Source organism: Chryseobacterium sp. CY350, assembly GCF_027945075.1.
Classification (GTDB): Bacteria; Bacteroidota; Bacteroidia; order Flavobacteriales; family Weeksellaceae; genus Chryseobacterium.
Genome location: NZ_CP116034.1, coordinates 2,138,635 through 2,163,814 on the forward strand (window position 1 = coordinate 2,138,635; position 25,180 = coordinate 2,163,814).

The 25,180-nt window shown below is 36.1% G+C and carries 24 protein-coding genes, 8 tRNA genes and 1 other RNA gene; 10 read left to right on the top strand and 23 right to left on the bottom strand.

All coding sequences use genetic code 11. From position 1 onward, the window contains the following. Window positions 1-228, top strand: a complete 228-nt coding sequence (locus PGH12_RS09805) for a DUF4266 domain-containing protein (RefSeq protein ID WP_267599501.1) — start codon at window positions 1-3, stop codon at window positions 226-228. A gap of 31 nt (window positions 229-259) precedes the next feature. After that, complete coding sequence (locus tag PGH12_RS09810) at window positions 260-1,429, top strand: DUF3570 domain-containing protein (protein WP_267599500.1); 1,170 nt, start codon at window positions 260-262, stop codon at window positions 1,427-1,429. A 104-nt stretch (window positions 1,430-1,533) separates the two neighbouring features. Here the strand turns inward: PGH12_RS09810 and nusG are convergent, their stop codons facing one another. The 4 genes from nusG to tuf form a co-directional block, all read right to left on the bottom strand. Continuing rightward, window positions 1,534-2,076 (bottom strand): transcription termination/antitermination protein NusG, encoded by a 543-nt coding sequence (gene nusG, locus PGH12_RS09815; protein ID WP_267599499.1) that lies wholly within the window; start codon window positions 2,074-2,076, stop codon window positions 1,534-1,536. Window positions 2,077-2,094: 18 nt separating this feature from the next. Further along, entirely contained in the window at window positions 2,095-2,298 is a 204-nt protein-coding gene (gene secE / locus PGH12_RS09820) for a preprotein translocase subunit SecE (protein ID WP_267599498.1), read from the bottom strand. Between the two features lie 13 nt (window positions 2,299-2,311). Further along, window positions 2,312-2,382 (bottom strand) — tRNA-Trp (locus tag PGH12_RS09825). Window positions 2,383-2,437: 55 nt separating this feature from the next. Further along, window positions 2,438-3,652 (bottom strand): elongation factor Tu, encoded by a 1,215-nt coding sequence (tuf, locus tag PGH12_RS09830; protein ID WP_047444879.1) that lies wholly within the window; start codon window positions 3,650-3,652, stop codon window positions 2,438-2,440. A gap of 250 nt (window positions 3,653-3,902) precedes the next feature. Between tuf and PGH12_RS09835 the strand changes: the two genes are divergently transcribed. Further along, complete coding sequence (locus PGH12_RS09835) at window positions 3,903-5,405, top strand: DUF4394 domain-containing protein (protein ID WP_267599497.1); 1,503 nt, start codon at window positions 3,903-3,905, stop codon at window positions 5,403-5,405. 156 nt (window positions 5,406-5,561) lie between these two features. Here PGH12_RS09835 and PGH12_RS09840 read toward each other — a convergent pair whose 3' ends face one another. The 15 genes from PGH12_RS09840 to rpsU form a co-directional block, all read right to left on the bottom strand. Next, on the bottom strand, window positions 5,562-8,663 hold the full coding sequence (locus PGH12_RS09840; protein ID WP_267599496.1) for an efflux RND transporter permease subunit: 3,102 nt from the start codon (window positions 8,661-8,663) through the stop codon (window positions 5,562-5,564). A 102-nt stretch (window positions 8,664-8,765) separates the two neighbouring features. Continuing rightward, a complete protein-coding gene (locus tag PGH12_RS09845) occupies window positions 8,766-9,848 on the bottom strand; it encodes an efflux RND transporter periplasmic adaptor subunit (protein ID WP_267599495.1) in 1,083 nt (360 codons plus the stop codon). Then, on the bottom strand, window positions 9,849-11,090 hold the full coding sequence (locus PGH12_RS09850) for a TolC family protein (RefSeq protein WP_267599494.1): 1,242 nt from the start codon (window positions 11,088-11,090) through the stop codon (window positions 9,849-9,851). Window positions 11,091-11,366: 276 nt separating this feature from the next. Next, window positions 11,367-12,731: a sensor histidine kinase gene (locus PGH12_RS09855; RefSeq protein ID WP_267599493.1), complete on the bottom strand. Its 1,365-nt coding sequence runs from the start codon at window positions 12,729-12,731 to the stop codon at window positions 11,367-11,369. Beyond that, the gene (locus PGH12_RS09860) at window positions 12,732-13,412 is read right to left on the bottom strand and encodes a response regulator transcription factor (protein ID WP_267599492.1); all 681 of its coding nucleotides are present in this window, start codon (window positions 13,410-13,412) and stop codon (window positions 12,732-12,734) included. Window positions 13,413-13,704: 292 nt separating this feature from the next. Further along, window positions 13,705-13,776, bottom strand: a tRNA-Thr gene (locus tag PGH12_RS09865). Between the two features lie 40 nt (window positions 13,777-13,816). Continuing rightward, window positions 13,817-13,889: transfer RNA gene (locus tag PGH12_RS09870), tRNA-Gly, on the bottom strand. A gap of 86 nt (window positions 13,890-13,975) precedes the next feature. Then, window positions 13,976-14,056: transfer RNA gene (locus tag PGH12_RS09875), tRNA-Tyr, on the bottom strand. Between the two features lie 20 nt (window positions 14,057-14,076). After that, window positions 14,077-14,150: transfer RNA gene (locus tag PGH12_RS09880), tRNA-Thr, on the bottom strand. A gap of 91 nt (window positions 14,151-14,241) precedes the next feature. Then, window positions 14,242-14,314, bottom strand: a tRNA-Gly gene (locus tag PGH12_RS09885). Between the two features lie 85 nt (window positions 14,315-14,399). Next, window positions 14,400-14,480: transfer RNA gene (locus tag PGH12_RS09890), tRNA-Tyr, on the bottom strand. A gap of 20 nt (window positions 14,481-14,500) precedes the next feature. Beyond that, window positions 14,501-14,574 (bottom strand) — tRNA-Thr (locus PGH12_RS09895). Between the two features lie 107 nt (window positions 14,575-14,681). After that, a complete protein-coding gene (locus PGH12_RS09900) occupies window positions 14,682-14,972 on the bottom strand; it encodes an HPF/RaiA family ribosome-associated protein (RefSeq protein WP_267599491.1) in 291 nt (96 codons plus the stop codon). Continuing rightward, window positions 14,969-15,856: a tyrosine-type recombinase/integrase gene (locus PGH12_RS09905; protein ID WP_267599490.1), complete on the bottom strand. Its 888-nt coding sequence runs from the start codon at window positions 15,854-15,856 to the stop codon at window positions 14,969-14,971. The genes PGH12_RS09900 and PGH12_RS09905 overlap by 4 nt, the downstream gene beginning before the upstream one ends. A 76-nt stretch (window positions 15,857-15,932) precedes the next feature. After that, window positions 15,933-16,130 (bottom strand): 30S ribosomal protein S21, encoded by a 198-nt coding sequence (rpsU, locus tag PGH12_RS09910; protein ID WP_034723363.1) that lies wholly within the window; start codon window positions 16,128-16,130, stop codon window positions 15,933-15,935. A 158-nt stretch (window positions 16,131-16,288) separates the two neighbouring features. Between rpsU and ssrA the strand changes: the two genes are divergently transcribed. The 7 genes from ssrA to pyk all read left to right on the top strand — a co-directional run bounded on the left by ssrA (window position 16,289) and on the right by pyk (window position 21,673). Further along, window positions 16,289-16,687, top strand: a transfer-messenger RNA (tmRNA) gene (gene ssrA, locus PGH12_RS09915). 128 nt (window positions 16,688-16,815) lie between these two features. Further along, complete coding sequence (locus PGH12_RS09920) at window positions 16,816-16,986, top strand: lmo0937 family membrane protein (protein WP_117584646.1); 171 nt, start codon at window positions 16,816-16,818, stop codon at window positions 16,984-16,986. 508 nt (window positions 16,987-17,494) lie between these two features. Beyond that, on the top strand, window positions 17,495-17,734 hold the full coding sequence (locus PGH12_RS09925; RefSeq protein ID WP_002976354.1) for an acyl carrier protein: 240 nt from the start codon (window positions 17,495-17,497) through the stop codon (window positions 17,732-17,734). 29 nt (window positions 17,735-17,763) lie between these two features. Next, complete coding sequence (fabF, locus tag PGH12_RS09930) at window positions 17,764-19,008, top strand: beta-ketoacyl-ACP synthase II (protein ID WP_267599489.1); 1,245 nt, start codon at window positions 17,764-17,766, stop codon at window positions 19,006-19,008. An 11-nt stretch (window positions 19,009-19,019) separates the two neighbouring features. Continuing rightward, window positions 19,020-19,784 carry a ribonuclease III gene (gene rnc / locus PGH12_RS09935; RefSeq protein WP_267599488.1) on the top strand — a complete coding sequence of 255 codons (765 nt, stop codon included), beginning with the start codon at window positions 19,020-19,022 and terminating at the stop codon, window positions 19,782-19,784. Continuing rightward, window positions 19,762-20,235: an IPExxxVDY family protein gene (locus PGH12_RS09940; RefSeq protein ID WP_267599487.1), complete on the top strand. Its 474-nt coding sequence runs from the start codon at window positions 19,762-19,764 to the stop codon at window positions 20,233-20,235. The genes rnc and PGH12_RS09940 overlap by 23 nt, the downstream gene beginning before the upstream one ends. Continuing rightward, window positions 20,228-21,673 (top strand): pyruvate kinase, encoded by a 1,446-nt coding sequence (gene pyk / locus PGH12_RS09945; RefSeq protein ID WP_267599486.1) that lies wholly within the window; start codon window positions 20,228-20,230, stop codon window positions 21,671-21,673. The genes PGH12_RS09940 and pyk overlap by 8 nt, the downstream gene beginning before the upstream one ends. 57 nt (window positions 21,674-21,730) lie before the next feature. Here pyk and PGH12_RS09950 read toward each other — a convergent pair whose 3' ends face one another. The 4 genes from PGH12_RS09950 to PGH12_RS09965 all read right to left on the bottom strand — a co-directional run bounded on the left by PGH12_RS09950 (window position 21,731) and on the right by PGH12_RS09965 (window position 25,180). Then, entirely contained in the window at window positions 21,731-23,023 is a 1,293-nt protein-coding gene (locus PGH12_RS09950; RefSeq protein ID WP_267599485.1) for an aldehyde dehydrogenase family protein, read from the bottom strand. 127 nt (window positions 23,024-23,150) lie between these two features. After that, the gene (hutG, locus tag PGH12_RS09955) at window positions 23,151-24,065 is read right to left on the bottom strand and encodes a formimidoylglutamase (protein WP_267599484.1); all 915 of its coding nucleotides are present in this window, start codon (window positions 24,063-24,065) and stop codon (window positions 23,151-23,153) included. A 5-nt stretch (window positions 24,066-24,070) separates the two neighbouring features. After that, entirely contained in the window at window positions 24,071-24,385 is a 315-nt protein-coding gene (locus PGH12_RS09960) for a DUF695 domain-containing protein (RefSeq protein ID WP_267599778.1), read from the bottom strand. Between the two features lie 27 nt (window positions 24,386-24,412). Further along, on the bottom strand, window positions 24,413-25,180 hold the full coding sequence (locus tag PGH12_RS09965; protein WP_267599483.1) for a hypothetical protein: 768 nt from the start codon (window positions 25,178-25,180) through the stop codon (window positions 24,413-24,415).

Sequence of the window (25,180 nt, forward strand, 5' to 3'; positions counted from 1 at the left end):
ATGAAAAATTTCATAAAACCAATAACCATAGTATACCTTTTTGCAACAAGTGTATGCCTCTTATCTTGTACAACCGTAAAAGAATATGAAAAAAACAAACTGAATGATGCCGAAATGGCTCTTGGAAACAGAACAATCGAAAAAACAGAACTAAGTTTCCAGTCTTACCGAGAAGGCTCTTCAGGCGCCAATGCCGGTAAGGTCGGCGGCGGCTGTGGTTGTAACTAAATGCGTAATTGTAAAAGCAACTGTAATTAAAATGAAAAAAATTATAATCAGTATCATTGCTCTTTTCGGTATTTTCAACACAAAAGCGCAAGAGAATACCAGCAACGAACAATCAAAAAAACTGACACTCGATGAAATTAATCTGGTGTCTAGCTATTATAAACAGGACGGTAACAACTCTGCCGTAACAGGCGGAACTGGCTCTGAAAAGCTGACTGACGTTTCTAATACTATAGATGTTACGATGGTAAAATATGACAAAAAATTGCGGAAAAACAAATTTGATTTCAGTGTAGGAATAGATCATTATACATCGGCATCTTCTGACATGATTGATCTTAAAGCCAATTCGTCAGCTTCTTCTGCCGACAATAGAATTTACCCCGCCTTAAACTGGAGCAGAGAAAATGAAAACAAAGGAACTACCATACTAGCTGGCGTTTCATCTTCATTCGAGTATGATTACCAATCATATGGTGCAAATATTGGATTTGCTCAAAAAACTCCTAATAAAATGGGAGAGATTACAGCTAAATTTCAAGCCTTTATGGATCAGGTAAAATTAATTGCGCCAATAGAGTTGCGAACCGGAGAGAGTAATATGACCAGTGGCAGAAACACCTTTGCACTTTCCCTTTCATATTCACAGATTATTAATCAGAACTTTCAAGTGGAACTTTTAGCAGATGGAATACAGCAAACCGGATACCTTAGTTTACCTTTTCATCGTGTTTATTTTACTGATAATTCTGTACATCAGGAGGCCTTACCCGATAAACGTTTTAAAATTCCCTTAGGTGTAAGAGCAAATTATTTTTTGGGTGATAAAATTATTTTGAAAGCATATTATCGTTACTATACAGATGATTGGGGATTGAGATCTAACACAATCAGCCTTGAAACGCCTGTAAAGATCTCTCCATTTCTTTCAGTGAGTCCGTTCTACAGGTACTATTCACAGAGCGCAGCAAACTATTTTGCGTCTTATCAGCAGCATACTGCTTTCGATGATTTCTATACCAGTAATTATGATTTATCAAAATTTAATAGTCATTTTTACGGAGCAGGAATCAGATTAAATCCAAAGAATGGTTTATTTGGAATAGAACGTCTGAATATGCTAGAAATCCGGTATGGTCATTACACAAAATCTATAGGGATGAAGTCTGATATTATTTCATTAAACATAAGATTTAAATAAACTTAATAATTTCTCTTTTGTTTATATCTATTTAACGCCAAGATTCATTAAACAAAAAATACCGCTCATTTCTGAACGGTATTTTATTTTATATAAAAAAAGTATTACACTTTTTCTACTTGCATAAAGCTTAACTCCATCGGAGTTTTTCTTCCGAAGATTAAAACAGAAACTTCTACTTTTTTCTTATCTTCCAAGATTTTCTCAACAGTACCATTGAAACCATTGAAAGGTCCGTCGATTACTTTTACGTTTTCACCAACGATGAACGGAATTTCTGCGTCAGAAGCAAACTCTGAAAGCTCATCCATTCTTCCTAGCATTCTGTTGACCTCAGATTTTCTCATCGGAACAGGATCTCCACCTTTAGTTAAACTTAAGAAAGAAATCACGCCGGGAATATTCTTGATAACGTGAGGAATCTCCCCCATCAGATCAGCTTCCACCATAAGATAACCAGGATAGTAAGGTCTTTCTTTAGGAACTTTTTTGCCATTTCTAAGCTGAATAACCTTTTCCATAGGAATAACTACCTGAGTAACATACTGCTCAAACCCTAAACGTTTGATCTCTGTCTCAATATAGTTTTTCACTTTATTTTCCTGTCCGCTGATTGCTTTCAGCACATACCATTTCAATTCGCTCATTATGGAAAAAATACTTTTTTAGTTGAAGGTATTGATTAATATTCCGATGATGTTGCTGATTGCCTTTGAAAACAACTCGTCAACTCCGAATGTAAACAATGCCAAAATCACTGTAGCAATAGTAACTACGATCGTAGACGATTGCAAATCTGACCATTTCGGCCATTCAACTTTGTGTCTGAATTCGTTATAAGAACCTTTTAAAAATTCTACTAAGCTCATTATTTTCTTTTTGCACGGGCACAAGGATTCGAACCCTGATCAACGGTGTTGGAGACCGGTATCCTACCATTGGACGATGCCCGTAGATTAAAAAAGGTTCCGTAAGTTTCCTTACGGAACCTTTTATATTATTTTAGAATTAATCTAAGATTTCAGTAACCTGACCTGAACCAACTGTTCTACCTCCTTCTCTGATCGCAAATCTAAGACCTACGTTAAGAGCGATTGGTTGTAACAATTCTACAGTGATCTCTAAGTTATCACCAGGCATTACCATCTCTACACCTTCTGGTAAGAAGATCTCACCTGTAACGTCAGTAGTTCTTACGTAGAACTGAGGACGGTACTTGTTGTGGAATGGAGTGTGACGTCCACCTTCTTCCTTAGAAAGGATATAAACAGATGCTTTGAATTTTTTGTGTGGTTTAACAGAATCTTTCTTAGCGATTACCATACCTCTCTTGATGTCAGTTTTTTCAATACCTCTCAACAATAGACCTACGTTATCTCCAGCTTCACCTCTGTCTAGGATTTTTCTGAACATCTCAACTCCTGTAATAGTAGAAGTTAATTTTTCTTCACCCATACCGATGATATCTACAGGATCTCCTGTATTGATAATACCAGCTTCGATTCTACCAGTTGCAACAGTACCTCTACCTGTAATAGAGAATACGTCTTCGATTGGCATCAAGAAAGGCTTATCAGTATCTCTTGGTGGTTGCTCGATCCATTCGTCAACAGCATCCATCAATTGCTCAACAGATTTGAACCATTGGTCATCAGTTTTAGCACCTCCTTCTGCAGTAGCAGCAGTAAGAGCACCAAGTGCAGAACCTTGAATTACCGGAGAGTTATCTCCGTCAAATTCGTAAGTAGACAATAAGTCTCTCAATTCCATTTCAACTAACTCTAACAATTCAGCATCGTCTACCATGTCAACTTTGTTCATGAAAACAACGATTCTAGGTACGTTTACCTGACGACAAAGCAAGATGTGCTCTCTAGTCTGAGGCATTGGTCCGTCAGTAGCAGCACATACAACGATAGCACCATCCATCTGAGCAGCACCAGTTACCATGTTCTTAACATAATCGGCGTGACCTGGACAGTCTACGTGAGCGTAGTGTCTTTTTTCAGTTTCGTATTCGATGTGAGCAGTATTGATAGTAATCCCTCTTTCTTTTTCTTCTGGAGCAGAGTCAATAGATGAGAAATCTTTTTTCTCAGCAAGACCTTTGCTAGCCAATACAGCAGAAATTGCTGCAGTAAGTGTAGTTTTACCATGGTCAACGTGACCAATAGTACCAATGTTCAAGTGTGGTTTGTTACGATTAAACGTTTCCTTTGCCATGATTTAAATTATTTATTTTATTGTTTTATTCAAATTTTCGGTGTGCAAATATAATGAATTTTTAAATACTAAAATCTTTTTATGAAAAAAAGTTTAATATTCAAATCCAAAAACTGCAAACTGCTATTTTCTCTGTAATAGAATTGCAAATTTATAACAAAAAAATGAATTAAAAAAAAACACTTTACAAATCCATGATCATTTTTCTCTCGTATATTTGAGTTGAAACTGTTAATTAAAATAAATATTTATGAAAAAACTATTCAACTTTTGTCTGGCTACATTTGCATTCGTCACGGTATTCTCGTGCGACGACGATGAAAACAGTATGCCCGAAATGTCCGTAACCGGTCCTGATATGATGGTTTACGGATTGACCGAAAACAATCAGCTTGTTGCTTTCAATGCAAACAACTCTTCATCTTTTGCTTCTACAAAAGCAATTATGGGTATTCCTTCCGGAGAGAAATTAATGAGTATCGACTTCAGACCTGCTACCGGCGAACTGTATGCGGTATCGAATGCGAGCAAATTTTACATCATTAATACCTCAACTGCAAATACAAGAGCTGTAAACACAACGGCATTTGCTCCGGTTATTTCCGGTACGATTGCTTCAATAGATTTTAACCCTACTGTTGACAGAATTAGACTGGTTACCAATACAGGACAAAATCTTCGATTGAATCCTGAAACCGGTGGTTTTGTCGCAACAGACGGTAGTATTGCTACAACATCGTCAATTGCAGGTGTTGCATATACAAACAGTAAATCTGGCGCTTCGACTACGATATTGTATGATCTTGATGCAACTTCAGGAAAATTATTTAAACAAGATCCTCCCAATAACGGAACATTGGTAGAGGTTGGAAGCCTGGGTATCACCTTCACAGGTCAGGCAGCATTTGATATTAATCCTGACAATACGGTTGCTTTAATGGCAGCGACTACGGGCTCTCAAAACAATCTTTATACTGTAAATCTTACTAGCGGAAAGGCTACCAACGTAGGAACTTTATCTCAGAAAGTAATTGATCTGGCTATTCCTACCAATCCTGTAGCATACGCAATTGATAACGCAAATGCTCTTCAGATTTTTGATCCGAACAATCCGATACCTGTCACTAAACCGATCACAGGGTTACAATCTGGCGAAGGAGTTTTAGGAATCGATTTCAGACCATTGAACGGACAATTATATGCGTTAGGAAGTTCTAGCAGAATTTACACAATAAATTTAGGCAACGGTGCAGCTACTCAGGTTGGCACAGGAACACTTTCCACTCTTTTGACGGGAACTGAGTTTGGCTTTGATTTTAACCCTACAGTTGATAAGATAAGAGTGGTAAGCAATACAGGGCAAAACTTAAGATTAGATCCTGTAACAGGAGGCGTAACGATGGTTGATATGCCATTGAATCCTACACCTGTATCGGTAGGCGCAGCAGCTTACAGTGACAATTTTGCTGGTACGACGACGACATCGCTGTTTGTGATTGATAACAGTACAGATAAATTATATCTTCAGAACCCGCCAAACAACGGAACTTTAGTTGAAAGAGGTGCTTTAGGAATCAACATAGACGGAGCCAACGGTTTTGATATCGGAAGCACAAGCCAAAAAGCATATCTTGTAGCAGCAGTTGGCGGAACTACAAGAATTTATACAGTAAACACTACAAATGGGTCTACAGCTTCCCTCGCTATCTACCCAAATCCTGTAAGAGGATTCGCGATAGGTTTAGGATTCTAGAAACAGACTTGATTTTCATATAAAGAAGCCCGAGATAGATTTTTCTATTTCGGGCTTCGGCTTTTTATTTATAAAATAATTTTACAAATTAAATTTTTATTAAATGACGCATATTAATTTAATCCTTTTCATATGTTTATCGGAAGTAATTTTCAGTTATTTTGGAAGTTCAATTTTCTTAGTTTTATTAAAAATCCAGAAGATGATCGGGAAGATCAGTAAAGTAAGTATTGTGGCTGTAATTAATCCTCCGATAATGACAATGGCCAGAGGTTTTTGAGATTCTGAACCAATTCCTGTGGAAAGCGCTGCCGGCAACAGACCGATAGAAGCCATCAAAGCCGTCATAATTACAGGCCTTGTTCTGGATTTTACTCCATTAAAAATTGCTTCATCTAAAGGCGATCCCAATTTGACATTCTGATGAAATTCGGTTATTAAAATGACTCCGTTTTGTATGCAGATTCCCAGGAGTGCAATCATTCCTACGCCTGCGGAAATTCCGAAATTCATTTGGGTAAGATGCAGGGCGATAATTCCGCCAATCAGTGCAAACGGAACATTTGCCAAAACCAAAAGTGAATCTTTCATGTTTCCAAAAAGAATAAACAGAAGAAAAAATATTCCCAAAATACTGATCGGGACGATCTCCGTAAGTCTGGATGTTGCTCGCTGTTGATTTTCAAACTGCCCCGTCCAGCCAAGTTTGTATCCTTCCGGCAAATCTATTTTTGCAACTTCTTTCTGCGCATCAGCAATGGTGCCACCCAGATCACGATCGCGAATTGAGAATTTAATTCCGATATACCTTTTTATATCATCACGGTAGATGAAAGCAGCTCCGTTATTCTTCACAATATTTCCTATTTCCTTCAGTGGAATCATAGAGCCGTCCTGCGTAGGAATCATCAGTGAGGCAATATCATTTTCATCTTTTCTGTACTCTTGAGAATATCGTAGACGGATGGGGAATTTTCTTTCACCATCATACATTTCAGAGGCTGTTTTTCCGCCAAAAGCCATTTCAAGAACTGTCTGTGCATCTTCCGGCATCACGCCATAAGCCGCCATCTTATTTCTGTCCCAGACGACATTCACTTCCGGCTGTCCTATATTTTTGATAATTCCTGCATCACGCACACCGTCAACATCCTTTATTGACTTCAGCACCTTATCTGCCAACTGATCTAAAGTCTGCAGGTTGTCTCCATAGATCTTGATTCCGTTTTCAGCCTTAAAACCAGCCACTGCTTCTGCAACATTATCTGAGATTGGCTGAGAATAGTTGAATGTTATTCCCTGATAATTTCTTAGTTTTTTATCTATTTCCTCTACCAACTGATCATAACTGATTTTACGCTTCCATTCATCTTTCGGCTGAAGATTCACCGCAAACTGCACAAAACCAAACCCGTTGGGATCTGTACCGTCATTACTTCTTCCTGTTTGTGCCAAGACATCTGTAACTTCCGGTACGCTCATGATGTCTTTCTTCAAGATATCTGTAGTCTGTAAAGATTCTTTCAAAGAAGAACTCATTGGCATTTCTGCAGTTATCCAAAGCGATCCTTCATTCAGTTGCGGTAGAAATTCTGTTCCCAAAAACTTTCCCGAAAAAAGAGCAACTGTCATGAATGAAAGTGCAACTATCAAGCTCAGTTTTTTATATTTAAATGTAAAACTGAAACCTTTTAAGACAATTCTATCCCAAAAACTGACAAACGGATTATTCTTTTCTTTCACATTTTTATTTAAAAGCAAATGCGTAAGCACGGGAACGAGCGTTAAGGTAAAAATTAAAGCCCCAATCAGCGCAAAGCCCAAAGTAAATGCCAACGGTGAAAACATTTTACCTTCTACTTTCTGAAAAGAAAATATCGGGATCAGCGATGTAATAATAATTAATTTTGAAAAGAAAATTGCTTTTCCCAACCCTGTACCTGTTTGTTTTATCCAGCCAGCCTTTGCCATTTTGTTAAACTTTTCGGGTCCGTATTTTTTTGCTTTATGATCGAGCATTACAAAAATACCTTCCACCATGACAACGGCGCCATCGATGATGATCCCGAAATCTACAGCTCCCAGTGAAAGTAAATTAGCACTCATGCCGGCAAGTTTTAAGCACAAAAAGGCAAAAAGCAATGACAGCGGAATGATGATCGAGACGATGAGTGTCGTTCGCCAATCTGCCATAAAAATCAATACAATAACGGTTACGAGAATGATTCCTTCCAATAAATTGTGCATTACGGTTTCTGTGGTAAAATCCATAAGGTTGTCACGATCATAAAAAGTAACCATTTTTACATCTTTCGGAAGTATTTTCTCATTTAGTTCTTTAATTTTTGCTTTCACGCCTACCAAGACATCGCGCGGGTTTTCACCTTTTCTCATGACAACAATTCCTTCTACAGTATCATCGTGATTATTGAGACCAGCCTGCCCTACTCTCGGGCGTGAACTTTCATGAACCTCAGCTATATATTTTACTAAAATAGGATTTCCGCTGTCACTGTGAATGGTAATATTCCCAATATCTTCCGTAGACTGCACCAGACCAATGCCGCGAACCACATACGCCTGTCCGTTTTTTTCTATGACATCTCCGCCTACATTCAGATTGCTTTTCGTAACAGCTTCATATACCTGCAACGGAGTAAGATTGTATTTGTCTAAAGCTCTCGGATCGATACTCAACTCAAAAACTTTGTCCTGCCCACCAAAAACATTCACATCGGCAACTCCCGGAACTCCTCGAAGCGCCCGATCGATCACCCAATTCTGAAGCGTGAGAAGTTCACGAGAATCTTTATTTTTACTTTCTAAGGTATATCTGAATACCTCACCAGTCGGTCCGTAAGGTGGCTGCACTTCAGGATCTATATTTTCCGGCAAGCTGACGTTTCTCAGCTGATTGTTTACCTGATTTCTCGCAAACATATCGTCAACACCGTCATCAAACAGAATCTTCACGATCGACAACCCAAACATTGTGGTACTTCTTACACTCGTTTTTTTCTGAACAGGACTCATCGTAAGCTCGATCGGCGTTGTGACAAAGCGTTCTACCTCTTCTGCACTTCTGCCATCCCACTGCGTGATGATAACGATCTGTGTATTGGTAACATCCGGAAATGCCTCAATCGGCATATTTTTGAAGCTGATAAAACCTGCAACTGCCAAAACTGCTACCCAAATAAACGTAAAGGCTTTATTTTTAAGCGAAAAAGAAATAATATTTTTGATGAATTTATTCATGCTGAATAAGATTTGATAATAGATTTCAGACAATAAAGATTTAAATTTTACAAATTCTTTATTTTTCTGACTGATGATTTAAATTTAATGTTGAACAGTTACTCACTCATTTAAAGAGCGGTAAATAAGCAGTTGATTATTTGTGATTACTTGCTCACCTTCTTTGAGACCTTCAGCTATATATGTGATATCACCCAGTTGTTTCAATACTTTAATTTCTCTGATTTTTACATCAGTGCGTGATTTAAAAACGACCACAAAACTTCTGTTATCATCAAAAATAATTGCTTTTGATGGTACTGTGATTGCTGTGGAACTGTCAGATTTTGATACTTTGATAGTTGCTTTACTGTCCGGAATGAGTAATCCTGCAGCGTTATCAAGAACCACTCTCGCCTGCATAGCGTTGGTTTCAGGATCGATAATTTTAAATATTTTATCGATTTTACCATGAAAAATTTTATCCGGATAAGATAAAGTGGAAACCTGAGCCGGCATTCCTAGACTTATTTTGTCAATATCTGCCTCATTAATATTCATAATCGCCCAAACGTTTGTGGTATTGGCAACGTCAAAAATATTTTCGCTTCTATCGCTTCTCAGCTGCATGTCTTTATTAATGTTTTTGTGCACAATAAAACCGCTGATAGGCGCAAGAACGCTGTACAAATTACCTTTTTTTACATTGTAAACGGTACTCACCGCCGACGATCTTTGCATCTGATCTTGGGCTTTCTGAACATTGCTTTTCGCTTCCAGAACGTCTCTTTCTGTATTCAGCTTTCCTTCATACATTTCTTTAGCAACCCGTAAGTTATTCTGAGCCACCAGCAAATCATTTTTTGCATCACTGGCATCTTTCTGTATCTCTGCCAGTTCGGTACTTCTTATTGTTGCCAAAACCTGACCTTTTCTTACATAATCGCCCAGTTCTACATTGACACTCATCACATTGCCGCCAACCAAAGGAAAAACATCAATGTATGAATTTTTGTCAGCCGATATTTTTCCGTAAAAACTGTAGACATCTTCAATATTTTTATATTCTGCTTTTGCTGTGGTAATTGATTTTAGCATTGTATTACTAAGTTCAAATCCTTTAGTCGGCGTTTCTTTTTTCACCTCTTTCTGCGAACATGAGATCATCAAAAGTGAGATAAACAAGGGTATAATATTTTTTTTCATTTAAAAGAAAATTTTCGTTTGTATAAGTTGATTGAGTTGCTCGGCAGATTGTATTAATTGATTTTTCATATCGTAAATCTGCAGTGAAGTCTGACGGTAACTTTCCATAAAGTCTGTAAAATCTATCAGATTTACGTTTCCGCTTCGGAAATTCTTCAGCATTCCGTTATACACGAGATCAAGATTATCCAGATCAGTAGATTTTATTTCCAGCAATTGATCATATTGATTCTTCCAGATCTGGAAGGACGACTGTACTTTCGTTTCAAGATTCAGCCTTTGAAATTCTGCATTTTTGTGATTCTGCTGAATGGCATAATTTGCTTTTTGTACATTTCCTTTATTTACTTTCCAGAGCGGTATGGGAATTCCAACTTTTAGGTTGACCTCATTTCTGAATGTTCCCGAATTCTGATCATATTCTGCTCCCACGTTCAGATCCGGAACATTGAGAGATTTTTGCCATTGTGCATAGAGCTTAGAATTATCAATAAGTTTTAAATAAAATAAATAGTCTGCGTTGTTCTCAATAGCTTTTCTCTTCAAATCAGATTCGTCCCCGAAAGGTTGTAATGCAAGAAGGCTTTTAGCATCCACATCAGACATCTCCGGCTCTATATTTTCTGTAATTCCTGTGATAACCTTTAAGCTTTGCTCAAACTCAAGAATATTTTTTGTAATTCCCAGTTTATCATTATTCAACTGAATGACAATACTTTGCAACCTCACCTCGTCTTTTAAAGATACATTTCCTTTGGCAGACTGATTTTTGTAAGCTTTCAAAAGGTCATTCATATAACCTAATTGCTTATTTGTATTTTGAAGTTTTAATTTTTCGTAGTATAGATTGTAATAATTGGTATGTAGTTGAGTTCTCAGCTCAACAAGAAGTTGAGAAAACTGAAGCTGCGCCAATTCTTTATTAGATTTTGCAAAAGCGATCTCATTTTTCTTTTTTCCACCCATGTAGATCAGCTGTGTCACTTCAAAACCTTTTGCTTTACCTGCATCTAATATTTTTCTGTCTTCCGGATTATACGCATTGATGTAGCCGCTCATTTGTGGAAGTTCCCAGATTTTGGCTTGCAGAATATCCGCATCGGCCATGTTGATATTGTACTGCTCGGCAAGAAGCTGAAGATTATTTACCTGAAAGGCATTTTCGCAATCCAAAAGCGTCATTTGCTGTTGCGCTGTTATTATTGTAGATATAACAACGAACAACCCTGCAATTTTGTTCATTCTCTTAATTTTGATGACAAAAGTGCGATTGCTCGATTAAAACGACCTTAAAGGAGACTTAAAAAAAAATTAAATTGATTTTTGATTAGTGGGAAATTTGAAAAGTCTTTTAAAGTTTTAGGACAATTCATTTTTTAAATACAAAGTGAAACAATGTCCTTTTTTTAATTCTATATGAAACTTTTAGGATAAACAATGCCGTTTCACTTAACGAAGTAATACGATTTATTTCTGGGCAAGCTATCTTGATATTCTTAAATCTTAATCTTTTAATACCTATTTATTAAAAGTAACGCTAAATTTATTCATACGTTGTGTGGCCGAACTGTATATAATTTTCGCATTATGATACTCCAGGATTCTTTTTGCAATTCTTAGTCCGAGCCCTGAACCTGTAATATTTTGAGAATTATTTCCGCGCATAAAGGCATCGAATAGTCTTGGCTGTTCTTCTGGTGAAATTGTGTTCCCGGCTGAAACAACGTCAACAGTAAGTTGAGATTCTGTTTCTGTAATTAAAACTTTAGCCTCAGCATTGTCAGAATATACGGCAGCATTTTTAAAAAGATTAATAAAAACTATGTTGAGTAATGACTGAACTCCGTTGATGGTAAGAAAAGATTGGTCAGAAGTATTTTCTGAGATCAGAAAATCCATCGTAAGATTAGGAAAACTTTTTTGAACACGCTCGAAAGCTTCAAAAATCACCTCGTCAATCCTTACTTCTTCATAAATTGTCTGAATATTTTCTTTGTCAAATTTAGTCAGAAGCAAAAGAGAATTCGTAAGATCTGAAAGTTGGTAGACATCTTTCAGCATCTGTTTTAATGCTGATAACGTTTCCGGAGCATGCTGTTCGAGCTTAATTAAATTTTCCAGCTGGAAAGCCATTCTCGTGATCGGAGTCCGAATTTCGTGGGAAGCACTTGCTGTAAAGTCTTTCTGTGACTGAAAAACATCGTTCAGCCGCATGATCATTGTATTAAAAGATCTCGCCAGAATACTTATTTCATCATTCGACTGTTCTACGACAACCTGAGTAGTAAGTTTGTGGGCTGTAATTTCAGAAATTTCATTATTCAGATCTTCCAACGGACGAAGAAACCGTCCCATAAAATAGTAACTGAAAAAACCTATAAGTAAGGTACAGGTAATGTAAGCTGTGATCAAAAGATATTTTAGATAGTCTAATTTTGACTGCCCATTGGTATCAAAAGCACTTGTGAGGATGTAGTAATTTTCACCATTAATGTTTCGTAATGCCGCATAAACTTCGGGATATTTTTTCTCAAGATGTACAGACTTTTTCTGATCTACCTCTTCCAGCAAATGTTTATCCCAAGTGACTTCCCTATCTTTTACCGTACTGTAAATGAGCTCTTTTTTTGAATTAAAAATAAGAATGGTTTCGTTCAAAAGTATGTTATCCGAGTTTTCATTAAAAAAAATAGGAGCTTCTTCCTCAAAATTCTTAGATTTTGATATGAAATTTGTCGTAAAATCTAATCTCCGTACAAATCTTTCACGAAATTCTTCTTTCCTGAAATCATTAAAAGAAACATAAATAATAATGAGAACAATACCAAAAAGTAATGAGAACGAAATGCTGATCGTAAGCGCAATTTTCCTTTTTAAAGACATCTATAAAGGATTTAGATAATATCCGAAACCTGAACGCGTGTGGATAAGCTTAATTTTAAAATCTTTATCTATCTTTTTTCTGAGAAAATTGATATAAACTTCGACCGTATTTGTATTGGTATTAAAATTATGCTCCCAAACATTTTCTGTAATTTGCTGTTTAGAAACCGTTCGCCCTTGTGCTTCTGCAAGATACGTCAGCAACTGAAATTCTTTTAAGGTAAGAGCAATTTCGTTTCCCGCACGAAAAACTTTGTGCTCGGTCTTATTGATAATTAAATCGTCTATTCTGATAATATCCAGATCAGCACTTTCTGACGGCATTTTTCTTCGCAAAAGCGAATTTATTCTCAGCAAAAGTTCCTCAAACTGGAAAGGTTTAACTAAATAGTCATCTGCCAATCTTGTAAAAGCATCTTTCTTATCTGAGAGATCACCATAAGCCGAAATAATAATGATCGGTGTACTCTTATCAAAAGTTCGTATCGTCTGACAAACATCTAAACCGTTAATTTTAGGAACATTAATATCTAAAAGAAAAAGGTCATAGGAATTGTTTTTTATCTGGCGCAACAAAGTTTCTCCGTCATAAATTCTGTCGGTCGAAAAATGGTTTGATTCTAAAAATTTACTCAGTTCTGCGGAGAGAATGAGATCGTCTTCCAAAAGGAGAATGTTCATCAAAAATTATTTGTTACGAATTTAGCAAAAAAAATAATGAAGCATTCGTCAAGAAATCATCTCAACCCCGGAGTTTTTTTGAAATGTTAAAAATTATTATCTGTAGAACTGCCGTCTGAAATACTTTTGCTTTTTGTATTATGATTAATTAAAAAATAATTAAATTTAAAATACGTTTAATAACTTATAAGAATTGACTGTTTTTAAAGAAATTATTTAAGAGGCTCTGCTGCGGAGTGTCATCATCTAAAAATCCTCAAAAAAAAATCCCGAAAAATCGGGATAAGAAGTGAGCCAACTACGGGACTTGAACCCGTGACCTCTTCCTTACCAAGGAAGCACTCTACCGCTGAGCTAAGTCGGCCTTAAATAAAAAATCACACTGAAAGCGTGATTTTTTATTGAGCGGAAGACGAGGGTCGAACTCGCGACATTCAGCTTGGAAGGCTGACGCTCTACCAACTGAGCTACTTCCGCAATTTTGTTTCCAAAACTATTGGTAAACGCTTTGTAAATTTAGGAACAAACCTTTGTATCTACAACATTTTTTGTAATATAAAACGTGGGGAGAGCAGGATTCGAACCTGCGAAGCCGAAGCAACTGAGTTACAGTCAGTCCCATTTAGCCACTCTGGAATCTCCCCAGATATTTTATATTAAATTGAGCCTCCAGAGGGACTCGAACCCACGACCTGCTGATTACAAATCAGCTGCTCTAGCCAACTGAGCTATGGAGGCAATTTAATAAAAACTGAAAGCTATCAGAGAAATTCTACTCTGTGCTGCATCAGCAGTTAAAAAAAATCACGCCAGAAGCGGTGTGAAATTGAGCGGAAGACGAGGGTCGAACTCGCGACATTCAGCTTGGAAGGCTGACGCTCTACCAACTGAGCTACTTCCGCAATTTTGTTTCCAAAATCATTGGTAACGGTCTGCAAATCTAGAAAAATTCTTTTAAACCTGCAAGACTTTTTTTAATATAAAATGTGGGGAGAGCAGGATTCGAACCTGCGAAGCCGAAGCAACTGAGTTACAGTCAGTCCCATTTAGCCACTCTGGAATCTCCCCAGATATTTTATATTAAATTGAGCCTCCAGAGGGACTCGAACCCACGACCTGCTGATTACAAATCAGCTGCTCTAGCCAACTGAGCTATGGAGGCAAAATAAAAAAGATTTCAAAAGATCGATGTTCCTTTTTGCGAGTGCAAATATAGAACAGATTTTTTGAAATCTCAAACTTTTTGGTAAACTTTTTTTACTTTATTTTTTAAGCTAATTCTTTTTTCTTGATTAACAGTTTCTTAGCGGCATCCACGCATTGATCTAAACTTTCTTCAAAACTCGAACTTGTCTTTTTTACTACAATATCTTCGCCCGGAACAACCAAAATAAGCTCTGTTGTTTTGTTGGCCTTATCAGAATTATTTTCAACTTTCAAAAACACTTTGCATTCCTGAATCTTGTCATAAAACGTATTAAGCTTACTTACTTTTTTGTCAACATGTGACTCTAGCGGTTCGTGCGGAGTTAAGCCGATTGCTTGTACTGAAATCTTCATAATTCTTCTTTTTTGACAGCTCTTGGATGAGCCTGATTAAACACTTTTTTCAACTGTTCTATATTGGCATTGGTATACACCTGTGTGCTTGCAAGACTAGAATGCCCTAATATTTTCTTTACTTTAGAAATTTCAGCTCCGTTATCTAAAACATGTGTTGCAAAGCTATGTCTAAGAATATGCGGACTGGTTTTTTCCTTCGAAGTAACAAGACTAAGGTACTTATTAACTACCACATAAACAAATTTCTCAGTGAGTTTTTTACCTTTCTTATTTACAAAAAAATAAGACCTATACTCTTCCAAGGGTTTTCGTATTTGTAGATATTTTAAAAGCAATTTAGCCAAATCTTCGGATATGGGAATGTATCTTTCTTTATTTCCTTTTCCTAAGATTTTGAGCTGTTGAACTTCTAGATTTACACTTTCAAATATTAAGCCACAAAGTTCAGCCTTTCGTATGCCGGTTTGATACAAAACTTCTATGATGCAGCGATCTAATATATCATTACTTTTTTCTAAAATATCGTCCTGAAGATTCTGCATTTCTTCCTGAGACATGGGAATTTGTTTTTCAGCGTAAAATTTCAGAGAGTTGATTGTTTCCAGAGGTGAAATTTCGATTTCGCCCAATCTTAAGAGAAATAGATAAAAACTTCGAAGTGATGACAATTTCCTGTTAATCGTCCTTTTAGAAATACTGTTTTCGCTCAATTCAACAATGAAGTTTCTGATTACTTTTTTATCAGCATTCATTACATTTTCTGAACCTTCTGTTTTAAGGTAAAATGAATAAAAATCGTCGAGATCTCTACGGTAGCTTGTTATAGTATGAGGCGAATACCTCTTTTCGAGCTGTAAATAGTCTAAAAATTTCTCCCGCATAATTATATAAAACAAAAAATCACTTCTCAAATATAACTATTTAAGAAGTGATTTAGTATGTGATTAAGAAAATTTCTTAAGCTTGTTCTTCCTTGCTTAATCCTCTTTGCTTATAAGCTGCTTTCAGTCTAGATTGTCTAAGAGTTACAGAAGGCTTAATAAAAGCTTGTCTAGATCTTAATTGACGAACTGTACCAGTTTTATCAAATTTTCTCTTGTATTTTTTAAGTGCTCTATCGATGGATTCACCATCCTTTACAGGTATTATTAACATAATTTACATCTCATTTTGGATTGCAAAAATATAACTTTTTTCCTGATTACCAAATTATTTTTAAATTTAAATTGATATTATTCGTCATCAATTTAGATAGTATCTTTCAAAATGAAAAAAATTTAAACAAAATATCGTATATTTGCATTGCTAAACATGGGGTTGACTGGTTTCGACAGCAAGACCAATGGGTAAGTAAGCATGCAGAGAACCGTAGCGCGATCTCTTTAATCCCTTGCTACAAACTTTTAACTGGCAACGAAGAGTTCGCTCTTGCAGCTTAATCCGAATAAAGTAAGATTCAAGCGCTTTCCCGAAGATAGTAAGGAAGCAAGATGTCTCACAAATGCTCTGTTCTGCGGCGTTTGATTCTGAGATATAGTAATGCAGAAATAAGGTTTTGGGAGCTTTGACCAAGACTCGAAAATTTCAGAAGCTAAGGTTTAAGTTGGGTGTTTGCTCTCTGCTTAAGCTCGAAAATCAATAGTAAAATAAGCATGTAGAAATCTTATGTATTGCTTGTTTGGACGAGGGTTCGAATCCCTCCAACTCCACATTAAAACTAAAAAGAACTCAGGAAAACTGAGTTCTTTTTTTATCTTATTTTTATCATAATTTAATTATCGTTGTAAAAAAGGCACAGTATATGCTAATATAAAATTATAACACCCAAAAAATAATTATTATGAGAAGTTTACTATGGTTAGTCGCAGTTATTTGTATCATTGTTTGGCTATTAGGAATGCTGAATGTAGTACCTGGAATTGGTACAAGTTCATTAGTTCATGTATTACTGGTAATTGCCATTATTGTGGTTCTTTACAATATTATTAGCGGAAGAAAACCACTTGACTAAGAGTTGAAAGCAAACTAGAACTATTACATTAAAAACAAAAAAATACCAACAGTAATGTTGGTATTTTTTATTTTTAAGATAAAATAGAAAAAGGAATTGCTCATTTTTATAATAAACCTTAATAAGATATAGAATTTCAAAAGCCAGTCTAGTTTAAGATTGTTGAGATTTATATATAGAAAAGAATCTGGTTACTATTAATAAGGTCAACAATGAGCTAAGTATCGAATCCATTACAGATTTCTCTTCACTCAGATGAAGCCCAAAAAAATTAATCCTATTTGAGATTTTAATAAAAATTTAAACTAATATATTTTGCTAGACGAAAAATAAAATTCTGGTACGGAAAATTACATTTAAATTTAATGATAAACCGTTGAAAACGAAAATAATAAAGTTTAAGACAATAAAATAAGCTCTTTTGGAGGACAAAAAAGAGTAAAAAAATGTTTTATCGTCAGGAATTTTATATATTTGCACAATCTAACAATTAAAAAAATAATTTACTATGTCAGACATTGCATCAAGAGTAAAAGCTATCATCGCTGATAAGCTTGACGTTGAAGAAACAGAGGTAACTCCAGAGGCTAGCTTCACAAATGATTTAGGAGCTGACTCACTTGATACCGTTGAGTTAATCATGGAATTTGAAAAAGAATTTAACATTCAGATCCCTGATGACCAAGCTGAAAAAATTACTACTGTAGGGCACGCGATTGCTTACATTGAAGAAGTAGTAAATAAATAATATTCTTCAATAAGAAATTTACAAAGTTTATGGAATTAAAAAGAGTAGTTGTAACCGGTTTTGGCGCCTTAACACCCATCGGTAATAATGCGAATGAATACTGGGAAAACCTTATCAAAGGTGAGAGCGGAGCCGCTCCGACTACTCTTTTTGATGCCACAAACTTTAAAACAAGATTTGCCTGCGAAGTGAAAAACTTCGATCCTTTACAGCACTTTGATAAAAAAGATGCTAAAAAGATGGATCGTAACACTCAACTTGGGATGGTCGCTGCTCGTGAGGCAATTGCTCACTCCAGGATTATGGAAGACAATGTAGATAAACACAGAGTCGGAGTAATTTGGGGTTCAGGAATTGGTGGTTTAGAAACTTTTGAAACTGAGGTTTTAGGGTGGGCAAACACAGATATTCCTAGATTCAACCCGTTTTTTATTCCGAAAATGATTGCGGATATTACACCTGGACATATTTCTATAGAGTATGGTTTCCACGGTCCCAATTATACGACGGTTTCTGCTTGTGCTTCATCTGCAAACGCATTGATTGATTCTAAAATGCTGATCCAGCTGGGAAAGGCAGACGTTATTGTTTGCGGAGGCTCAGAAGCTGCCGTTACAGCAAGTGGCGTTGGTGGTTTCAATGCGATGATGGCACTTTCAACAAGAAATGATGATCCGAAAACAGCATCAAGGCCTTTTGACAAAGACAGAGATGGTTTTGTTTTGGGCGAAGGTGCAGGAGCAATTATTCTTGAAGAATATGAACACGCGTTAAAACGTGGTGCAACGATATATGCAGAATTATTAGGTGGCGGTATGAGTGCTGATGCACATCACATGACGGCGCCGCATCCTGAAGGTTTGGGAGCTTATTTAGTAATGAAAAATTGTTTGGAAGATGCAGGTTTAACTGCTGATGAAGTAGACCATATCAATATGCATGGTACCTCTACTCCATTAGGAGATCAGGCAGAATCTAGTGCAATTTCTAAATTATTCGGTGAGCACGCTTATAACATTCAGATTAATTCTACAAAATCAATGACAGGTCACCTTTTGGGTGCAGCCGGAGTTATTGAGGCTATTGCTGCTTTGGGATCTATCATCCATGGTATTGTTCCTCCTACAATCAATCATTTTACCGATGATGAAAAAATCGACAGTAGATTGAATTTTACATTCAATAATGCTGTAAAGAAAGATGTGAAAGTAGCTATGAGTAACACTTTTGGGTTTGGTGGGCATAATGCTTGCGTTCTTTTCAAGAAAATCTAATTATCAAATGAATGGAGTTACAGAAATACTTTTCTAAATTCCTTCTCAAACAAAGAAAAAAAGTATTAACGGAAAGAGATTACTTTCTGAGCATTGAGCTTAATAAAATTTTAGGCATCCCTGTTCAGAATATAGACTTTTACCGCGAAGCATTTTCTATTAAAAGTTCTTCTAAAAATCAAGACAGTAATTACGAAAGGCTGGAGTTTTTGGGAGATTCTGTTTTGGGTACAATCGTCTCATGCCATTTGTTCAGTACCTATCCTAAAGGAAACGAGGGATATATGACTCAGATGAAATCTAAGATTGTAAATAGGAAAAACCTGAATAAATTAGGAGAAGATTTAAAACTTACCGACCTTTTACAGAAAAACAACAATACTGTTGCTTTAGGAGAAAATATTGCCGGAAATCTTTTTGAGGCCCTGGTTGGTGCTGTTTACTTAGATTTTCAATATGATACATGTAAAAAAATCGTATTGGAAAGACTTCTTACTCCATCAGAAATCAACAAGCTTGAAAACAAAATTGTAAGCTATAAAGGTCTATTACTTGAATGGAGCCAAAAGAAAAAGCTCAACATTAAGTACGAAACCTGTGAAGAAATTCAGGTGAACAAAAGTATTGTTTTCCGCTGTCATGTATGGTTGGGCGAAGAAAAAATCGCCAACGCCACAGAAACTTCTAAAAAGAAAGCAGAAGAAAAAGCAGCGCAGAGAGCATTTTATATTTTGAATAAAAAAGAAAATATACTTGGAAATCCAAAAACTGTATGATCTAGACGATATAGAATTTGAAGATATCACCATAGGTTTGGTGAGATTAGCCAAAAATATACCCGATCACGAGTTTTTTTTCAAAATAAATATCAATAACGATCTTAAATTTTCTAGAATTAAAGATCTCGTTTTTAACGGCATTTACTATGATTATTTTTTTCCAAGATATGAAGGATACCACAAGTATACAAAGACTTGCTTCACATTCATAGCAAACAAATCTTCAGAAAGTAATCAAAAAAAATTACAAACTGAACTCTTCGCAGAAGAAGATAACATTAAATTTTTATTAAATAATCAGACAGAAGTGGAATATATTCTGCACAGTTCGGAACAATTCCCTGATTTTTCCGTAATTTTGCTGCCTGAAAATCTTGTGTTTCCAATTCAAGATTACAATTTGAGTTCCGAAGAAGAACTTTATCAAATAATACAATATTATGAATAAGTATTTAAAGAAGACAAAAATTATTGCAACGCTTGGGCCAGCTTCCTCTTCGAAGGAAGTGATGTTGGGATTGATGAAAGCCGGTGTTGACGTATTTAGAATAAATTTTTCGCACGCCGACTACGATCTTGTTCGTACCAATATTCAAAGCATTAGAGAACTAAATAAAGAGTATGGATATTCTGTTGGTATTCTGGCAGATTTACAGGGGCCTAAACTTAGAGTTGGTGTTGTAAAAGAAGGTTCATATTTGAACCCAGGAGATATCTTGACATTTACAAACGAAAAGATCGAAGGTGACTCAACAAAAGTTTATATGACTTATCAGCAGTTTCCTCAAGATGTAAATGTTGGTGAAAGAATTTTGATTGATGACGGTAAATTGGTTTTGGAAGTTCTTGAAACCAACAAAATAGATACTGTAAAGGCTAAAACGATCCAGGGTGGACCACTGAGTTCTAAAAAAGGAGTTAATCTTCCTAACACCAATGTTTCGCTTCCGGCACTGACTGAAAAGGATATTCTTGATGCCAACTTTATGCTGGATATGGAAGTGGACTGGATTGCCCTTTCTTTTGTACGTCACGCACAGGATATCATCGATTTGAAAGAATTGATTTCTAAGCATCCAAAGGGAAAACTGAAAACTCCTATTATTGCAAAGATTGAGAAACCTGAAGGTGTAAAAAATATTGATCAGATATTACTAGAATGCGACGGATTGATGGTTGCCCGTGGTGATCTTGGAGTAGAGGTTCCGATGGAAGAAGTTCCTGCGATTCAGAAAACTCTGGTTGAGAAAGCGAGATTCTACTCTAAGCCGGTAATTATTGCTACTCAGATGATGGAAACGATGATCAACAGTTTAACACCAACAAGAGCTGAAGTAAATGATGTTGCCAACTCTGTATTGGATGGAGCTGACGCAGTGATGCTTTCCGGTGAAACGTCTGTAGGTAGATATCCTATTCAGGTGGTAGAAAATATGGCGAAAATTGTTCAGAATATCGAACAGACAAATTTTTATCAGCACAAAAACGAGCCGATCGAAAAAGATTTCAACTGTATAGACGAAAGATTTATTACAAACAGAGTCTGCCTTGCTGCCGTAAGAATTGCAAAAAGCACCAATGTTTCTGCAATCGTTACACTTACAAATTCAGGATATACAGCATTCCAGATTTCTGCTCACAGACCCAATTCTCATATCATCGTTTACAGTGCCAACAAGCGTGTTATTACAATGCTAAATCTACTTTGGGGAGTTCGTGCTTATTATTACGACATGCATAAATCTACGGATGAAACTATCATTCAGGTGAATATGTTGACGCACAATCACGGTTATATTGAAACCGGCGACTTTGTCATCAACATTAATGCTACACCTTCGTACGAAGGCGGAAAAACGAATACTTTGAGATTAACAACCATTTAATCTCTTTCTATATAAAAGCAAAACTCTCGAGAATATCGAGAGTTTTTTTTTATATTTTTATTTTCCTAAGATTGTTTTAGCGGTAACAAATTCTTTTAAAGCTAATAAAGAAAGTTCAGTTCCGTAACCTGAAGATTTTGTTCCTCCAAACGGAAAACGAGGGTCAGAGCTGGTCATCCTGTTAATGTTCACAGTTCCAGATTCCAACCCATCGATGAAAAATTTTTGTCTTTCTGCATTTTTTGTCCACACAGAATTTGAAAGTCCAAACGGAATATTGTTTGCCATTTCTAAAGCTTCATCATCGTTTTCGGCAATCATAATCATCCCGAGCGGTCCAAACAATTCCTCTTGCAATATAGGATTTCCTTCTTTCACAGTAATTAAACCTGGAATAAATTCAGTTTCAGAAATTCTTTCTAGAGGAATAATCGCTTCCGCACCATTATCTAAAGCCTTCTGATATTGTTTTTCTAAATCTTCAGCCAAATCAGCTTTTGCCATCCCACCAATCTTTGTATCCTTATTCATAGGATCTGAGGGAACATATTTTTTATATTCTTCAATAAATTTTGGTAAGAAATCAAATTCAATATTTTTCTGAATAATAAATCTTTTGGCAGCTACACAAGTCTGTCCGCAGTTTTGAAGTCTTGCCAAAGCACCAACTTTCGCAGCTTCGTCTAATTCGGCATCATCCAAAATAATAAAAGCATCACTTCCTCCTAACTCCAGCAACGACTTTTTGATTTTCTGTCCGGCAATTGACGCGACTTCTGCGCCGGCTTTTTCACTTCCGGTAAGACTTACTGCTTTAACAGTCGGATGTTCAAGAATTTCTTTTACTTCTTTGTGTCCGACTTCCAGATTTTGAAAAACGCCTTCAGGAAAACCAGCTTTTAACAACGTTTCTTCAATAGCATTTCCGCTTCCAAAACAGATTGAAGCGTGCTTTAAAACAACTGTATTTCCGGCTAAAATTGTGGGTATCGCAAATCTCAGAACCTGCCAAAAAGGAAAATTCCAAGGCATCACTCCTAAAACTACTCCTTTCGGTACGTAGTGAATTTCTGAAATTTGATATTCAGATTCAATCTTATCAGGACTCAAAACATTTTCGGCATTAGCGTAATAAGCCATCATCACAGCACATTTTTCAACTTCTGCAATAGATTGCGAAATGGGCTTATTCATCTCTTTCGTTATTATTGTACCGAATTCTTCAGATCTACTTCTGAACAATTCCGCAGCTTTTGCAATCAGCCTTTGTCGTTCTTCAAACGTTATATTTTTCCATTGTTTAAAAGCACTATCCGCTTTTATCAACTTGCTTTCTATTAATTTTTCCATTGTATTATTCCATTTAAATTCAAATAATGAATTTCTAAACCTCTGGATAAGGCATTATCAAACCAACAAAAGACATTCCTTCATGGTTATCAAAAAGATGATACTATCTATTAAAGAATTACTGAAATTAAATCATCAACCATTCATTCGCAAGACTAGCTGCCAATCTAGCTGTTCTTTCCTGAATATCAAATTGAGGATTAACTTCTGCTACATCCAATGCGACAAGCTTTTCGCTCTTTAAAATATGTTTGTAAAAGTGCATAAATGCAGCATCTGCAAAAATCCCATTGTATGCCGCTGCAGAAACTCCGGGTGCGATTGAAGTATTAAAAACATCCATGCATATAGTAAGATAAAGAATATCTACCATTTCTAAGAGTTCATCAATACGCTCATAAACTGACGGTAGATTTTCAAAAAAAAGTTCGTCTGCCAAAATATATTTCATACCAAGCTGATGAGCGGTATCAAACAATTTTAAAGTATTTGAATTTCTCTGAATTCCAATATGAAGCGTATGATTGTTCTGTTCCTGAGCAATCTGCCAAAATCCAGTACCGGAGGTTGCTCCTACTCCATCTTCAGGTCGTCGGTTATCAAAATGTGCATCAATGTTAATAATCCCTATTTTCTTATCGGGAAAAGCATTCCTAATACCGGAATAGTGAGCAAATGTAACCTCATGACCACCGCCTAAAACCAGAGATCTTGCACCTTTGGCCATTACTTTGGAAACATTTTCAGATAGTTTTTGCTGTGCTTGTTCTAAATCTCCATCATCACAAGTAACATTTCCAAAATCAAGCATCGAAAAATCCGGCATGATGACTGGGAAATTTGCCATATTTTTTCTGATAAGATCGGGAGCATCTTTTGCACCTTCTCTACCTTTATTTCTTATCACACCTTCATCTACTGCAAAACCGTGTAAAACGAAATCATTAGTTATAATAAGATCGTGATTTTCTGCTTCCTGCACACGCTGAAAAAGTCTGTGATATAATGGTTCTTCTCCGTCTAATCTTCCTTGCCAGATCATAATTTTTAATTGTTTTGATTGATGTTATAGCGTTCGAAACTTTGCCAGTATTTGTCTTTGTAAATTTCCAGCGTCATCTTGTATTCAGGATTATCTTTAATTATCTTCTGAAAAACTATGGATGGCTCTCTGAAATCTTTACTTGCAAAATAAGTCTCTTTAATACTATCTGCACTTTCCCTGCCAATGTATAAATGACCGTTTCCATTTTTAAGTTCTGCGATCAGTTTTTCTTCCATATCAGTGAGTAGATCGTAGTCATGCTTCTCGGGAAGACCGTTATTATTTTCTACATTGTAGTGTATTTTCAGAACTGAAATCCACGGATAAGAAGCCTTTGAGTCGTATTATAATAGTGAAGTATTGATTGCAGCAATGAGCGGAAAACCGTTTTGCAGACTCGCTTCAAAAATTGAGAATCTATCTTCTTCGTCGAAGTTTTTAATGTTTTTATATTTCTCTGTAAATTCTCTTTCCCTCCACTGCAAAAAGTCTTTTAATTTAATTACAGGAATGAGATCTTTTGTTGCTTCATTTTTTCCGATGACATTAAATGTATCAATCTGCGTGGCAAAATTTAGTTCACCTAAAAAATTATCTAAAAAGATACAGACTCCTGTTACTGCAGAATTCTTATTTTCGGAATTCAGATGATCGTAAACAAATGTAATGTCGATCTCGTCCGGATAACCTTCGATTTCATTAGCATAAAAATGAATATTTTCTGTAGTAAATTCATGGTCTTCCATCCGAATACCGCTGTCCATATTCATCTCCGGTTTTAGTGCCGTAAATTTCCAGTTATGTAATTTGGGAGCGGCAGCAATAATTTCTTCTGCAAAAACTATATTCTTAATTTCGCCCTCTGCAGTAATAATCAATTCTACGGTCTCATCGTCTGTCATCCCGGCAAGAAAGTAAAAACCCTCATTAATCTTGCGCAGTTGAGCGGCCATCAAATCAAAAAAATCAGTTTCAATACCGATTTGATTTTTCACAGTCTCATGAAAATCTTTTTCTTTCGTTAAAAACCAGTTCCAGAAATCCTGATAGGTTTGAATTTCAGCATCAGCCTCTTCTTCCTTCTTTCCAAAAACTTTATTAAATATTCCCAT

Bases quoted from the DNA above. Each gene is read 5' to 3' on its own strand.
- PGH12_RS09805 (WP_267599501.1), top strand. From the start codon at position 1: ATGAAAAATTTCATAAAACCAATAACCATAGTATACCTTTTTGCAACA.
- PGH12_RS09810 (WP_267599500.1), top strand. From the start codon at position 260: ATGAAAAAAATTATAATCAGTATCATTGCTCTTTTCGGTATTTTCAAC.
- nusG (WP_267599499.1), bottom strand. From the start codon at position 2,076: ATGAGCGAATTGAAATGGTATGTGCTGAAAGCAATCAGCGGACAGGAA.
- secE (WP_267599498.1), bottom strand. From the start codon at position 2,298: ATGAGCTTAGTAGAATTTTTAAAAGGTTCTTATAACGAATTCAGACAC.
- tuf (WP_047444879.1), bottom strand. From the start codon at position 3,652: ATGGCAAAGGAAACGTTTAATCGTAACAAACCACACTTGAACATTGGT.
- PGH12_RS09835 (WP_267599497.1), top strand. From the start codon at position 3,903: ATGAAAAAACTATTCAACTTTTGTCTGGCTACATTTGCATTCGTCACG.
- PGH12_RS09840 (WP_267599496.1), bottom strand. From the start codon at position 8,663: ATGAATAAATTCATCAAAAATATTATTTCTTTTTCGCTTAAAAATAAA.
- PGH12_RS09845 (WP_267599495.1), bottom strand. From the start codon at position 9,848: ATGAAAAAAAATATTATACCCTTGTTTATCTCACTTTTGATGATCTCA.
- PGH12_RS09850 (WP_267599494.1), bottom strand. From the start codon at position 11,090: ATGAACAAAATTGCAGGGTTGTTCGTTGTTATATCTACAATAATAACA.
- PGH12_RS09855 (WP_267599493.1), bottom strand. From the start codon at position 12,731: ATGTCTTTAAAAAGGAAAATTGCGCTTACGATCAGCATTTCGTTCTCA.
- PGH12_RS09860 (WP_267599492.1), bottom strand. From the start codon at position 13,412: ATGAACATTCTCCTTTTGGAAGACGATCTCATTCTCTCCGCAGAACTG.
- PGH12_RS09900 (WP_267599491.1), bottom strand. From the start codon at position 14,972: ATGAAGATTTCAGTACAAGCAATCGGCTTAACTCCGCACGAACCGCTA.
- PGH12_RS09905 (WP_267599490.1), bottom strand. From the start codon at position 15,856: ATGCGGGAGAAATTTTTAGACTATTTACAGCTCGAAAAGAGGTATTCG.
- rpsU (WP_034723363.1), bottom strand. From the start codon at position 16,130: ATGTTAATAATACCTGTAAAGGATGGTGAATCCATCGATAGAGCACTT.
- PGH12_RS09920 (WP_117584646.1), top strand. From the start codon at position 16,816: ATGAGAAGTTTACTATGGTTAGTCGCAGTTATTTGTATCATTGTTTGG.
- PGH12_RS09925 (WP_002976354.1), top strand. From the start codon at position 17,495: ATGTCAGACATTGCATCAAGAGTAAAAGCTATCATCGCTGATAAGCTT.
- fabF (WP_267599489.1), top strand. From the start codon at position 17,764: ATGGAATTAAAAAGAGTAGTTGTAACCGGTTTTGGCGCCTTAACACCC.
- rnc (WP_267599488.1), top strand. From the start codon at position 19,020: ATGGAGTTACAGAAATACTTTTCTAAATTCCTTCTCAAACAAAGAAAA.
- pyk (WP_267599486.1), top strand. From the start codon at position 20,228: ATGAATAAGTATTTAAAGAAGACAAAAATTATTGCAACGCTTGGGCCA.
- PGH12_RS09950 (WP_267599485.1), bottom strand. From the start codon at position 23,023: ATGGAAAAATTAATAGAAAGCAAGTTGATAAAAGCGGATAGTGCTTTT.
- hutG (WP_267599484.1), bottom strand. From the start codon at position 24,065: ATGATCTGGCAAGGAAGATTAGACGGAGAAGAACCATTATATCACAGA.
- PGH12_RS09965 (WP_267599483.1), bottom strand. From the start codon at position 25,180: ATGGGAATATTTAATAAAGTTTTTGGAAAGAAGGAAGAAGAGGCTGAT.